Source organism: Pseudonocardia ailaonensis (genome assembly GCF_039531635.1).
Taxonomy (GTDB): domain Bacteria; phylum Actinomycetota; class Actinomycetes; order Mycobacteriales; family Pseudonocardiaceae; genus Pseudonocardia; species Pseudonocardia ailaonensis.
The window spans coordinates 1-12,345 of record NZ_BAAAQK010000011.1 but is presented as its reverse complement, the minus strand read 5'-3'; the positions used below and the strand labels follow the sequence as shown (position 1 = coordinate 12,345).

Below are 12,345 nucleotides of genomic sequence, written 5' to 3'. Positions count from 1 at the left end.
GGTCAGACCTCGCGGGTGATCGTCTGGTCCCGGCCGGGGCCGACGCCGATCGCGGAGACCGGCGCGCCGGTGAGCTCCTCGATGCGGTGCACGTAGGCCTGGGCGTTGGCCGGCAGCTCCTCGAAGGTGCGGCAGTGCGAGATGTCCTCGAACCAGCCCGGCAGCTCCTCGTAGACCGGGACGGCGTGGTGGATCTCGGTCTGCGTCATCGGCATGTCCTCGACGCGCTTGCCGTCGACCTCGTAGGCCACGCAGACCGGCACCCGCTCCAGCGACGACAGCACGTCGAGCTTGGTGAGGAAGTAGTCCGTGATGCCGTTGACGCGCTGCGCGTAGCGCCCGATCACCGCGTCGAACCAGCCGCAGCGGCGCGGGCGGCCGGTGGTCACGCCGACCTCGCCGCCGGTCTTGCGCAGGTACTCGCCCGAGGCGTCCAACAGCTCCGTCGGGAAGGGGCCGGAGCCCACCCGCGTGGTGTACGCCTTGAGGATCCCGATGACCCGGTCGATCTTGTTGGGCCCGATGCCGGACCCGACGGCGGCACCACCCGATGTCGGGTTCGAGCTGGTCACGAAGGGATAGGTGCCGTGGTCGACGTCGAGCAACGTGCCCTGCGAACCCTCGAGCAGGATCGTCTCGCCGGCCTCGAGGGCCTGGTTGAGCAGCAGCCGGGTGTCCGCGATGCGGTGCTTGAAGCCCTCGGCCTGCGCGAGCACGGTGTCCACGACCTCGGCGGGATCCAGCGCGCGCCGGTTGTAGACCTTGACGAGCACCTGGTTCTTGAAGTCGAGGGCGGCCTCGACCTTCTGGTGCAGGATCTTCTCGTCCAGCACGTCCGCCACCCGGACGCCGACGCGGGCCACCTTGTCCTGGTAGGCCGGGCCGATGCCGCGGCCGGTGGTGCCGATCTTGGCCTTGCCCAGGAAGCGCTCGGTCACCTTGTCGATGGCCACGTGGTACGGCATGATCAAGTGCGCGTCCGCGCTGATCAGCAGGCCCGTGGTGTCCACACCGCGGTTCTCGAGGCCCTTGAGCTCGTCGAGCAGCACGCCCGGGTCGACGACCACGCCGTTGCCGATGACGTTCTTGGCGCCCGGCGTGAGGATCCCGGAGGGAATCAGGTGCAGCGCGAAGTCCTGCCCGTCGGGCAGCACGACGGTGTGGCCGGCGTTGTTGCCGCCCTGGTAGCGCACCACCCACTGCACGGACCCGCCGAGCAGGTCGGTGGCCTTGCCCTTGCCCTCGTCGCCCCACTGGGCACCGATCAGCACGATCGCCGGCATGTGAAACTCCAGTCCTGGCTTGCGGCGGGAGGGTAACCGATCAGGTGGCTTCGATCGATCAGGAACTGGTGCTGGTGACCTGTGGCGTCAGGCCGGTGCGCCGTTTCCCGTCATACGGTATCCGTCCGGCGGGCGGGCCCCGAAGGGTGCCCGCCGTCCTCGCCGCGGTCCCGGCCGTCGCGCTGCCCTCGCGACCGGGCAAGGACGACGTCGATCCGGTGCTCGAGGAGCGGGACCCGCGGCGGCTGATCGTCCTCGGCGAGGACGCGGACCTGGCGTCCGTGCTGGTCAGGCTGCTGCGCCGGGACCGTCTCGACGTCGAGGTGGCGTTCGTGCCGACCGTCCGCCGGTCGGCCGCGGCGGCCGCCTGGGGTCTGCCGCGGGATGCCGCCGCCCTCGCCCTGGACGGTGTCGCGCGCCCGGCCCCGCTGATCAGGGACGACTCGGGCGGGGTGCTCGTGGGCCGCGGGGTGGTCCGCGACCTGGAGGGCGAGGCGTACTGCGACAACACGCGGGTGCTGCGGGGCCGGGTCCGGCGTCTGGTGGCCGTGCCCGGGGAGGCGGGGATCTCCGCCCTGCCCGGACGGGCGGTGCGGGCGGCGAGCGGCCGGGCCCTGCAGATCGGGTGCGTGGACTCACCGGTGGAGCTCGACGGCGTCGCGCATCCGCGCAGCGTGCCGCGCTGGACCTGGTACCGGCACACGGCGGACTGGCTGCTCGTCCGGCCGTGACCTGTGCGGCAGGACACGGGGCGGCAGGAAACGGGCCGGAAACATCCGCGCCGTAGAACTGTCGCCATGCACCTGAGCCCCCAGGAGCGGGACAAGCTGCTCGTCCACGTCGCGGCCGACGTGGCGCGCGGCCGGCAGGCCCGTGGCCTGCGCCTGAACTACCCCGAGGCCGTGGCCCTGATCACGGACCACGTCGTGGAGGGCGCCCGGGACGGGCGCAGCGTGGTGGAGCTCATGGACTCCGGCCGCGCCGTGCTCACCCGCGAGCAGGTGCTCGAGGGCATCCCGGAGATGATCGACTCGGTGCAGGTCGAGGCCACGTTCCCGGACGGCACCAAGCTCGTCACCGTCCACAGCCCGATCGCATGAGCGAGCACTGGGCCCCGGGGCAGATCATTCCCGGCTCCGAGCCGGTCGAGCTGAACGCCGGCCGCGAGCGGACCACGCTGGTCGTCACGAACACCGGCGACCGTCCGGTGCAGGTCGGCTCGCACTACCACTTCGCCGCGGTGAACCCCGGGCTGGAGTACGACCGCGAGGCCGCCCGCGGCACCCACCTGGACATCCCCGCGGGGACCTCGGTGCGGTTCGAGCCGGGCGTCGAGAAGGAGGTCGTGCTCGTGCCACTGGCCGGTGCACGCAAGGTTCCGGGTCTTCGCCCCGAATGGGCGGGTGACCTGTGAACGGCTCACCCACCCCGCCGACTCCGTCGGCTGCCGTCCCCCGGATCGACAGGGCCCGCTACGCGGACCTCTTCGGCCCCACCACGGGCGACCGGATCCGCCTCGCCGACACCGACCTCCTCATCGAGGTCACCGACGACCTGAGCCGCGGCCCCGCGTCGGGGGACGAGGTGCTGTTCGGCGGCGGCAAGGTGATCCGCGAGTCCATGGGCCAGTCCCTGGTCACCTCGGCCGAGGGCGCCCCGGACCTGGTCGTCACCGGCGCGGTGATCCTGGACCACTGGGGGATCGTCAAGGCGGACATCGGCATCACGGACGGCCGGATCACGGGCATCGGCAAGGCCGGCAACCCGGACACCATGGACGGCGTCGACATCGTCATCGGCCCGTCCACCGAGATCATCTCCGGCAACGGCAAGATCCTGACGGCCGGCGGCATCGACGTCCACGTCCACTTCATCACCCCGGGCCTGGTCGACACCGCGCTCGCCGCCGGCCTCACCACGCTGGGCGGCGGCGGCACCGGTCCCGCGGAGGGCACCAAGGCCACGACGGTCACGCCCGGCCCGCGCAACCTGCACCGGATGTTCCAGGCGCTCGACCACCTCCCGATCAACGTCCTGCTGATGGGCAAGGGCAACACCGTGTCCGCGGACGCGCTGTGGGAGCAGCTGCGCGCCGGCGCCGGCGGGTTCAAGCTGCACGAGGACTGGGGCACCACGCCCGCCGCGATCGACGCCTGCCTGCGGGTGTGCGACGAGTCCGGGGTCCAGGCCGCGATCCACACGGACACCCTCAACGAGGCCGGATTCCTGGAGTCCACCCTCGCCGCGATCGCCGGCCGCTCCATCAACGCCTTCCACACCGAGGGCGCCGGCGGCGGGCACGCCCCGGACATCATCGAGGTCGTCTCGCAGGCCAACGTGCTGCCGTCGTCGACCAACCCGACCCGGCCGCACACCGTCAACACGCTCGACGAGCACCTCGACATGCTGATGGTCTGCCATCACCTCAACGCCAACGTGCCCGAGGACCTGGCCTTCGCCGAGAGCCGCATCCGCCCCACGACGATCGCCGCCGAGGACCACCTGCACGATCTCGGCGCCATCTCGATGATGAGCTCGGACAGCCAGGCCATGGGCCGGATCGGCGAGGTGATCATCCGGACCTGGCAGACCGCGCACGTGATGAAGGCGGCGCGGGGCTCCCTGGAGGGCCCGGCGGACAACCTGCGCGCGCAGCGGTACGTCGCGAAGTACACGATCAACCCGGCGATCGCGCACGGCATGGCGAGCCAGATCGGGTCGGTCGAGGTGGGCAAGCTCGCGGACCTGGTGCTGTGGGAGCCGAAGTTCTTCGGGGTCCGGCCGGAGCTCGTGCTCAAGGGCGGCTTCATCGCCTGGTCCCAGATGGGAGATGCGAACGCCTCGATCCCCACGCCGCAGCCGGTGTTCATGCGTCCCCAGTTCGGGGCGGCACCGCTGGTGGCGAGCGCGACCTCCCTCAACTTCGTGGCCCCGATCGCGTTGGAGTCGGGGTTCGGTGCCGGGCTCGCGAAGGGGGCCGTGGCCTGCGACGACACCCGCTCGGTCACCAAGGCGTCCATGCTGCTGAACGATGCGACGCCCGAGGTGAAGGTGGATCCGGACTCCTTCGAGGTGCGGATCGACGGCAGCGTCGTCGAACCCGCCCCGGTCGCCGAGCTGCCCATGGCCCAGCGGTACTTCCTGTTCTGATGGGCGACGTCTGATGGGCCTGGCGACCCTGGTCCTGGCCGACGCCCGCTTCCCGGGCGGCGGCCATGTCCACTCCGGCGGTCTCGAGGAGGCGGTGGCCCGTGGGCTGGTCTCCGACGTGCCGTCGCTGGAGACCTTCCTCCTGGGACGACTGCGCACCTCGGGAGTCGTGGCCGCCGGTTTCGCTGCTGCCGCCGCCGTTCCTGACGCCACGGCCGTCTCCCCCACGTCCGACAACCACCCGCTGACCAGGCCTTCTCCCCTCGTGAGTGGCGATGGTCGCTATAGCGACCATCGCCACTCACAGGAGTGGTGGGCCGAGCTCGACGCGGAGCTGGACGCGCGGACCCCGTCGACGGCGCAGCGGGAGGCCTCGCGGGCCCAGGGGCGGGGGACCCTGCGGGCGGTCCGGGCCGCCTGGCCCTCCCCCGTGCTCGACGAGCTCGTCGCCGTGAACCCGCGCCCCCACCATCCGCTGCTGGTCGGGGCGGTGTGCGGGATCGCCGGGGAGCCTCCCGAGGAGGCCGCGCGGTGCGTCGCCTACCTGGCGGTCTCCGGGCCGGCGTCCGCCGCGGTGCGACTGCTCGGGCTCGATCCCTTCGCGGTCAACGCCGTGCTCGTCCGGCTCGGCCCGGTCCTCGACGCCGTCGTGGAGAAGGCCGTCACCGACCACCTGCCCGCGCCGAGCGCCCCCGTGCTCGACCTCATGGCGCAGGCCCACGTCCACCACCACCGAGAGCGGGTGCGTCTCTTTGTCTCATGAACGGAGCCTGCGGAGTGAACATGAACGCTGACCAGCACGGCCACGGACACGGCCACCTGATCTCCTTCGACCCCACCGAGACCGACCACGACCACCACGAGGCCGCCCCGCAGAGCGGCCGCGCGGTGCGGATCGGCATCGGCGGGCCCGTCGGCTCGGGCAAGACGGCGCTGGTCGCGGCGCTCGCGCGCAGCCTCGGCGACCGGGTGCGGCTCGCCGTCGTCACCAACGACATCTACACGACGGAGGACGCGGACTTCCTGCGCCGCAACGCCGTCCTGCCCCCGGAGCGGGTCGAGGCCGTGCAGACCGGCTGCTGCCCGCACACCGCGATCCGCGACGACATCACCGCCAACCTCGACGCGATCGAGACCCTGGAGTCCCGGTTCGGCGACCTGGAGCTCGTGCTCGTGGAGTCCGGCGGCGACAACCTGACGGCCGTGTTCTCCCGCGGCCTCGTCGACGCCCAGATCTTCGTGGTCGACGTCGCCGGCGGGGACAAGGTGCCCCGCAAGGGCGGGCCCGGCGTCACCACCGCGGACCTGCTCGTGATCAACAAGACCGACCTCGCGCCGCTGGTCGGGGCGGACATGGACGTGATGACGGGCGACGCCACGCGCATCCGCGGCGCGCTGCCGGTGATCACGCAGTCCCTCGTGGAGGACCCGGCCGCCACCGAGGTCGGCGCCTGGGTGCTGGAGCAGCTGGCGTGCGCGCCCGTGCCCTCCTGACGGTCGAGCGCCACGGCGACCGCAGCGTCGTACGGGAGCTGCGGTCGCAGTCGCCGCTCTCGCTCGTCCCCCGGCGCGGGACGGCCGCGGCGCTCGACAGCGCCGTGACCGTCCATCTCGTCGGCTCCGCCAGCACCCCCCTGACCGGAGACGACGTCGAGCTCGACGTCCGCGTCGGCCCCGGCGCCGACCTGGTCCTGACGGGTGTGGCCGCGGCCGTCGCCCTCGCCGGACCCAGCACGCTGACCATGCGGTTCACGCTCGACGAGGGCGCGAGCCTGCAGTACCTGCCCGAGCCCACGGTGATCACCTCCCGCGCCGACCACGAGACGCTGCTCCACGCGACCCTGCACCCCACCGCCCGCCTGCGCGCCCGTGAGGTCCTGGTCGCGGGCCGCCACGGCGAGCCGAGCGGCCAGTACCGCGGCACCACCCGCGTCGAGCAGCGGAGCGAACGGCACTCTCGCTCACTAGGTGTGAACGAAGGGGCCGCTCGCTCATCCGGGGACAGTGCGCCCGCCGCTCCGAGTCCGATGAGCGAACGGGCCCCTCGCTCACTAGGTATGAGCGACGGCGCCGTTCGCTCATCGACGCCTCTGCTGCACCAGACCCAGGAGCTCGGCGATCCCCTGCTCCAGGCCTCCCCCGCGCACCTCGCCGGCAACCGCGTGCTGGGCACCGAGGTGCTCGTCTGGGGCGAGGACGCCGACGCGACCGGGCAGCTCTGGGCCCTGAGCCGGCTCGCGGTGCGCGGGAGCCTGGCCACCGCGGTCGGAGCCGACGCCGTCACCACCCAACGGGCCCTCGCCGAGGCGGTGGCCGCCCACCCCGGCTGGACCGCCGCGACCCTGCAGGCGAGCCGCCTCCCGCACGAGAGTGCGATCCGACGAGGAGAACGATGACCCGCCCCGACACCCGTGCGCGCGCCGCCGACAAGTCCCGCCTCGACGGCCCGGACCTCGACGCGGACTTCGTCCAGCTCCCGGACCTCGCCGCCCGCCGGCTCGGCGGGGCGGTCGTGGCCGCCAACGACGACTTCTTCGCCGACCGCGCCGCACTCGTCATGCCCGGCCCCGTGCAGCCGCGCACCGAGTTCGGCTACCGCGGCAAGGTCTACGACGGCTGGGAGACCCGCCGGCGCCGCGAGCCCGGCTCGGACCACGCGATCGTCCGGCTGGGCATCCCGGGGATCGTGCACGGCGTCGTCGTGGACACCTCGTACTTCCGCGGCAACTACCCGCCGGAGATCTCCGTCGAGGCGACGGCGCTGGAGGACCACCCCGGCGAGGCCGAGCTGGCGGCGGCCGAGTGGGAGGCGATCGTGCCCCGCTCGCCCGCGAAGGGCGACCGCGCCAACGTCTACGAGGTCGCGAGCCGGCACCGCTGGACGCACGTGCGCCTCACCATCCACCCGGACGGCGGGGTGGCCCGGTTCCGCGTGCACGGCGAGGCGGTCGTGGACCCGCGCCTGCTCCACGGCACGATCGACCTGCTCGCCCAGGACCGCGGCGGGCTCGTCGTGTCCTGTTCGGACATGTTCTTCTCCGCGCCCTCGAACCTGCTGCTCCCCGGCCCGGCGCGGAGCATGGGCGAGGGCTGGGAGACCGCGCGGCGGCGCGACGACGGCAACGACTGGGTGATCACGAAGCTGGCCGGGCCGAGCCGGCTGCGCGACATCGAGTTCGACACCAGCCACTTCGTGGGCAACGCGCCGGGCGAGGTCCAGATCTCCGGCGCGCGGATCGACACCCCGAACCCCGACCCGGCGGGGCTCGCCGCCCGGTTGTGGACGCCCCTGGTGCCGCGGCGCCCCGTCCGCCCGGACACCCCGCACCGCTTCCGCATCGGGGCCGGCGCCCCGACCGTCACCCATCTGCGGGTCGACATCTTCCCGGACGGCGGGTTCGCGCGGCTGCGCGCCAACGGCGAGCTGACGGACGCGGCGGTGGAGACCGCCGCCGCCCGCTGGCTCGACAAGCTGCCCCCGATGCACCTGCGGGCGGCGCTCACCGGCGCCGGCGTGCATCCCGCGCTGGTGTCGGGGGCGATGCGGGTGGCCCGCCAGCCGGGCCTGGAGTGGTCGCAGGAGCTGCTTGACGCCTTCGCCCCGCGCCGCCCCTGATCGACTCCTCGTGAGTGCCGATAGTCGCTCTCGCGACTCTGCTCACCCACCCCGCCGGCTCCGCCGGCGTCCGTCCCCCGGCGGCCACTCACGGGATCAGCGGGCCGAGAGCACCCCCGAGGTCACGACCGACGCCCGGTGGTCCAGGACCGAGTCCAGGATCTCCCCGCTGCGGGTCGCGATGTTGGACAGCAGCGTCGACGCCAAGCCGTGGGTGTGCTCGGTCGCGCCCTGCACGTAGATCGCCGCCGCCGTGCCCTCGACGTCCATCCGGTAGTCCGCGCCGAGCCGCACCCTGCCCTGGTCGTCGCGGGCCGGGGTGATGCCGCGCAGGAACCGGGTGGGGTCGCCGGAGCGGTAGCCGGTGGCGTAGACGATCACGTCCGCGTCGAGCACCGTACGGGTGCCCTCCACACCGGAGGCGACGGTCACCGCAAGCCCGCCACCGGTGTCGGCGACGTCCGCGACCTCGCTCATCGGGTGGAACCGCAGCCGCTCGGCCCCCGAGACGCGCTCGGCGTAGTGCTTCTCGTACAGCGCGTCGATCAGGTCCGGGTCGACCACCGAGTAGTTCGTGTTGCGGTGCCGCTCCACGATCCGCGTGCGGACCTCGGGCGGGCTGCGGTGGAAGGCGTGCGCGGCGTCCGGGTCGAACACCCGGTTGGCGAAGGCGCTGTCGTCCGCCGGGCTGTAACCCCACCGCTGGAACACCGCGTGGACCTCGGCGTCGGTGAACGTCCGGTGCAGGTACTCGACGGACTCGGCGGCGCTCTGCCCGGCCCCGACGACCACGAACCGCCGGCCACCGCCCTCGCCGTCGAGGCGCGCGACGTTGGGCACCAGCTCGCGGTTGTGCCAGATCCGGTCGCCGAGGACGACCCCCGGCGGCAGGTGCGGCGTCAGCCCCGTGGCGACGACGACCGCGCGCGTCCGGTACCGGACCTCACGTCCGTCGCGGCGGGCCAGGACCTCCAGCAGCGGGCCGTCGCCGTTCGCCTCGGCGGGCCGGATCTCGGCGACCTCGGTGCCGTAGTCGACCAGGCCGTCGAGCCGCCCGGCCGCCCAGCTCAGGTAGTCGTGGTACTCCAGCCGGGTCGGGAAGAACGTCTGGCGGTTCAGGAAGTCGATCAGCCGGCCGCGTTCGCCCAGGTAGTTGAGGAAGCCGAAGCTGCTGGTGGGGTTGCGCACCGTGGCCAGGTCCTTGACGAAGGAGACCTGCATCCGCGCGTCCGGGATCAGCATCCCGCGGTGCCAGCCGAAGCACGCCTGCCGCTCGAGGAACCGCGCCCGCACCGGCTCCGGATGCTCACCGGCCGCGATGGCGAGCCCCAGATTGCCCGGGCCGAATCCGACACCGAGGATATCCAGGACAGGGCCGGGATCAGTCGAGCCTGCAGAAGCGGTCGGGGGCACCGGCGCACCTTCCAGTCGGGACGGGCGACCGCCGAGTGCGGTCATGTAAGCCTAAGCTAAGCAAAAGCCACCATTACTTCTGCCGAACGAGGCACGATCACGTGGGAAGGGTCACGGAGCGAGACCATGGATACGGCCGAACGGGTGAGTGGTGGTGAGTCAGGGCAGGCGCGGGCCGTCCTGCGGGACGCACGGATCGACGGGCACCGGACCGACGTCGTCGTCGAGGACGGCCGGATCGCGGGCCTGACGCCGCACGAGGCCGGCCCGGGCGTCGATCTCGGAGGCCGCCCGGTCCTGCCGGGGCTGTGGGACAACCATGTCCACTTCGACCAGTGGGCGCTCGCGCGCAGCCGCCTCGACCTCGCACCCGCCCGGTCGGCGGCCGAGGCGGTGGCCCTGGTGGCGGAGCGGCTGCGCGAGACGCCCTCGCCGAGGCTGATCGGTTTCGGTTTCCGGGACGGCCTGTGGCCCGACCGCCCGGATCGGGCCCTGCTCGACGTCGTGTCCCCCGGCACCGAGATCGTCCTCGTGGCGGCGGACCTGCACTGCTGCTGGCTGAACTCCGCCGCGGCCCGCCGCTACGGTCACGCGGAGCATCCGACCGGGATCATCCGGGAGGCGGACTGGCACCCGATCATGGAGGACGTCCGGCGGGTCCCGGAGGCCGAGGGCGACGCCCTGGCGGACGCGGCGGCCCGCGCGGCCGCGGCCCGCGGGGTGGTCGGGATCGTCGACTTCGAGGCACCCTTCCCGCTCGACGGCTGGGCGCGGCGGATCCGCGGCGGCACGGACGTGCTGCGGGTCGTCTCCTCGGTGTGGCCGGGGAGCCTGGCCGAGGCGGTCGCGCGCGGGCTGCCCACCGGCGCGGCGGTTCCCGGCACCGGCGGCCTGCTCACCATGGGCCCGCTCAAGATCGTCACGGACGGGTCGCTGAACACCCGCACCGCCTTCTGCACCGACCCCTACCCCGGCCTGCACGAGCACCCGTACGGGATGTTGCTGGTGCCGCCGGAGGAGCTGCGGCCGCTGCTGGAGACCGCCCGTGCGGCCGGCATCGAGGCCGCCGTCCACGCCATCGGGGACGCGGCCAACACCCTGGTCCTCGACGCGTTCGCCGCCACCGGGATCCGCGGCCGGATCGAGCACGCCCAGCTCCTGGCCCCGGGCGACGCGGCCCGCTTCGCCGAGCTCGGCATCGTCGCCAGCATCCAGCCCGAGCACGCCCTCGACGACCGGGACGTCGCCGACCGCTACTGGGCCGGCCGCACCGACCGCGCCTTCCCCTACCGTGCCCTGCTCGACGCCGGCGTCGAGCTCGTCCTCGGCTCGGACGCGCCGGTCTCCCCGCTCGACCCGTGGCGCGGGATCGCCGCGGCCGTGCACCGCAGCGGCGACGACCGCGCGCCGTGGCATCCCGAGCAGCACCTGCCACGGGAGGTCGCCCTCGCCGGGACCTTCGGACCCGACGGCCCGCTCCGGCCGGGGCGGCGCGCCGACCTGGTGGTCCTCGACGCCGACCCGGCCGACCTCGATCCCGCGGCGTTGCGCGGGCTGCCCGTCGCGGCGACCATGCTGGGCGGCCGCTGGACGCACACGGCGGGCCTCCGATCCACCCTGCCGCTGTGATCACCGGGGGCCGCGCTGCGGCGCGGGACGATCCGGGAGAACCGGACACGGGTCGGGCGGCCGTGCGGCCACCTGGTCGCCCGCCGGCTGACCCGGGCCGCCGCGGCCGACCGGATCGTGGTGCTCGACACGGACCGGATCGCGGACCCACGCGGAGCTGGTCGCCGCCGGCGGTCGCCACGCTGAGCTCCGGGCGGCCCGGGCAACCTCGCGCCGAGCCGTCACGCCGCCGTAACCGGCCGCCGACGCAGCCGGGTCATGCTGCGGAGATCCCACGGAGGACCCGGTGTCAGGGTCCGGCCCGTCCGCGCCCGGACCGCGGGTCCGGCGACCCGGCGAACAGGAGTTCCCGATGCTCGACCTCGGCGCCCTCCACGAGATCGGCGTGTACCGCGCCGGCGAGCGCGAGGCGGCGGCCGCCTTCTACCGCCGCTGGGGCTTCGTCCTGCTCCGCGACCTCCTCCGGTCGGACCTGCTGGCCGCGCTGGAAGAGGAATGCGGTGCGGCACAACAGGGCGTCCTCGCCGGCTCCGTCCCGGAGCGGCACGGCTCCACCAAGTACCTCGACGACGCCGGCAAGGCCGCGCGCTTCGTGAACTACGTCGAGCACGTGGAGGAGATCGCCCCCACCGTCGGCGCCGCCCTCGCCCCGCTGCGGGAGCTGGTCGCGGAGCTGCTCGGCGAGGGCTTCTGGCCGAGCCGCAACGGCGTCGTCTACCAGGACGCCCGCCCGGGCCGGGAGTCCGGCTACAGCCGGATCGGCTGGCACGCAGACTGGCAGGCGATCCCGCACCTGGACATCTGGCCCGGGACCGCGTTCACGATCCACCTCGACGCCACCAGCCCCGCCAACGGTTTCCTGCGCGTCGTCCCCGGCAGCCACCTCTGGGCCACCCCGACGCCCTACGAGAACGTCAACGGCGCAGTGGTCCCCGAGGGCGCGGTCGCCGCCAACGGCTACACCGACACCCCGCCGCCCTTCCCGATGCCGCTGGGCTTCGAGAAGATCCCCGGCGAGTTCGGTGTCTACGCCGAGCGCGGGGACGTGATCCTGCACGACGCCTACCTCTGGCACTCCGCCGCCCGCGCCACGGACGACAGCACGGTCCGCCGGCACGTCCGCGGCGGTTGGCAGGGCGGCGACGAGTCCCTCCGCGACACGGAGACCGGCTTCGTGAAGAACGCCGCCCGCTGACTGTGAGGCTGGCGTAGCCGGTCCGTTGTTGGTGGGCTGGTGATCGACGGTGGTGGGTG

The 12,345-nt window shown here is 73.4% G+C and carries 12 protein-coding genes; 10 read left to right on the top strand and 2 right to left on the bottom strand.

The window, feature by feature from the left end:
• Window positions 1–2 precede the first annotated feature (2 nt).
• Window positions 3–1,283 (bottom strand): adenylosuccinate synthase, encoded by a 1,281-nt coding sequence (locus ABD324_RS18480; RefSeq protein ID WP_344418325.1) that lies wholly within the window; start codon window positions 1,281–1,283, stop codon window positions 3–5.
• Window positions 1,284–1,429: 146 nt separating this feature from the next.
• Here ABD324_RS18480 and ABD324_RS18475 point away from each other — a divergent pair, with 146 nt between their 5' ends.
• The 8 genes from ABD324_RS18475 to alc all read left to right on the top strand — a co-directional run bounded on the left by ABD324_RS18475 (window position 1,430) and on the right by alc (window position 8,049).
• Window positions 1,430–2,014 carry a hypothetical protein gene (locus ABD324_RS18475; protein WP_344418323.1) on the top strand — a complete coding sequence of 195 codons (585 nt, stop codon included), beginning with the start codon at window positions 1,430–1,432 and terminating at the stop codon, window positions 2,012–2,014.
• A 66-nt stretch (window positions 2,015–2,080) separates the two neighbouring features.
• Window positions 2,081–2,383, top strand: coding sequence for an urease subunit gamma (locus tag ABD324_RS18470; protein WP_344418321.1), 303 nt, complete (start codon window positions 2,081–2,083; stop codon window positions 2,381–2,383).
• Window positions 2,380–2,697: an urease subunit beta gene (locus ABD324_RS18465; RefSeq protein ID WP_344418319.1), complete on the top strand. Its 318-nt coding sequence runs from the start codon at window positions 2,380–2,382 to the stop codon at window positions 2,695–2,697. The genes ABD324_RS18470 and ABD324_RS18465 overlap by 4 nt, the downstream gene beginning before the upstream one ends.
• On the top strand, window positions 2,694–4,433 hold the full coding sequence (locus ABD324_RS18460; protein ID WP_344418317.1) for an urease subunit alpha: 1,740 nt from the start codon (window positions 2,694–2,696) through the stop codon (window positions 4,431–4,433). The genes ABD324_RS18465 and ABD324_RS18460 overlap by 4 nt, the downstream gene beginning before the upstream one ends.
• Before the next feature lie 13 nt (window positions 4,434–4,446).
• On the top strand, window positions 4,447–5,196 hold the full coding sequence (locus ABD324_RS18455) for an urease accessory protein UreF (RefSeq protein ID WP_344418315.1): 750 nt from the start codon (window positions 4,447–4,449) through the stop codon (window positions 5,194–5,196).
• Window positions 5,197–5,216: 20 nt separating this feature from the next.
• Window positions 5,217–5,927, top strand: a complete 711-nt coding sequence (ureG, locus tag ABD324_RS18450; RefSeq protein WP_344418313.1) for an urease accessory protein UreG — start codon at window positions 5,217–5,219, stop codon at window positions 5,925–5,927.
• Window positions 5,906–6,829 (top strand): urease accessory protein UreD, encoded by a 924-nt coding sequence (locus tag ABD324_RS18445; RefSeq protein WP_344418311.1) that lies wholly within the window; start codon window positions 5,906–5,908, stop codon window positions 6,827–6,829. The genes ureG and ABD324_RS18445 overlap by 22 nt, the downstream gene beginning before the upstream one ends.
• A complete protein-coding gene (gene alc / locus ABD324_RS18440) occupies window positions 6,826–8,049 on the top strand; it encodes an allantoicase (RefSeq protein ID WP_344418309.1) in 1,224 nt (407 codons plus the stop codon). Before ABD324_RS18445 ends, alc begins: the two co-directional genes overlap by 4 nt.
• A gap of 96 nt (window positions 8,050–8,145) precedes the next feature.
• On the opposite strand, the gene ABD324_RS18435 is transcribed toward alc, so the two are convergent.
• Window positions 8,146–9,462: a lysine N(6)-hydroxylase/L-ornithine N(5)-oxygenase family protein gene (locus ABD324_RS18435; RefSeq protein ID WP_344418307.1), complete on the bottom strand. Its 1,317-nt coding sequence runs from the start codon at window positions 9,460–9,462 to the stop codon at window positions 8,146–8,148.
• 126 nt (window positions 9,463–9,588) lie between these two features.
• Here ABD324_RS18435 and ABD324_RS18430 point away from each other — a divergent pair, with 126 nt between their 5' ends.
• Together ABD324_RS18430 and ABD324_RS18425 are read left to right on the top strand one after the other, a co-directional pair.
• Window positions 9,589–11,091 (top strand): amidohydrolase, encoded by a 1,503-nt coding sequence (locus tag ABD324_RS18430; protein WP_344418305.1) that lies wholly within the window; start codon window positions 9,589–9,591, stop codon window positions 11,089–11,091.
• Window positions 11,092–11,443: 352 nt separating this feature from the next.
• Entirely contained in the window at window positions 11,444–12,286 is an 843-nt protein-coding gene (locus ABD324_RS18425) for a phytanoyl-CoA dioxygenase family protein (protein ID WP_344418303.1), read from the top strand.
• Window positions 12,287–12,345 lie beyond the last annotated feature (59 nt).

Excerpts from the sequence above, each read along its gene's own strand:
- ABD324_RS18480 (WP_344418325.1), bottom strand. The coding sequence starts at position 1,283 with ATGCCGGCGATCGTGCTGATCGGTGCCCAGTGGGGCGACGAGGGCAAG.
- ABD324_RS18470 (WP_344418321.1), top strand. The coding sequence starts at position 2,081 with ATGCACCTGAGCCCCCAGGAGCGGGACAAGCTGCTCGTCCACGTCGCG.
- ABD324_RS18465 (WP_344418319.1), top strand. The coding sequence starts at position 2,380 with ATGAGCGAGCACTGGGCCCCGGGGCAGATCATTCCCGGCTCCGAGCCG.
- ABD324_RS18455 (WP_344418315.1), top strand. The coding sequence starts at position 4,447 with ATGGGCCTGGCGACCCTGGTCCTGGCCGACGCCCGCTTCCCGGGCGGC.
- ureG (WP_344418313.1), top strand. The coding sequence starts at position 5,217 with ATGAACGCTGACCAGCACGGCCACGGACACGGCCACCTGATCTCCTTC.
- alc (WP_344418309.1), top strand. The coding sequence starts at position 6,826 with ATGACCCGCCCCGACACCCGTGCGCGCGCCGCCGACAAGTCCCGCCTC.
- ABD324_RS18430 (WP_344418305.1), top strand. The coding sequence starts at position 9,589 with ATGGATACGGCCGAACGGGTGAGTGGTGGTGAGTCAGGGCAGGCGCGG.
- ABD324_RS18425 (WP_344418303.1), top strand. The coding sequence starts at position 11,444 with ATGCTCGACCTCGGCGCCCTCCACGAGATCGGCGTGTACCGCGCCGGC.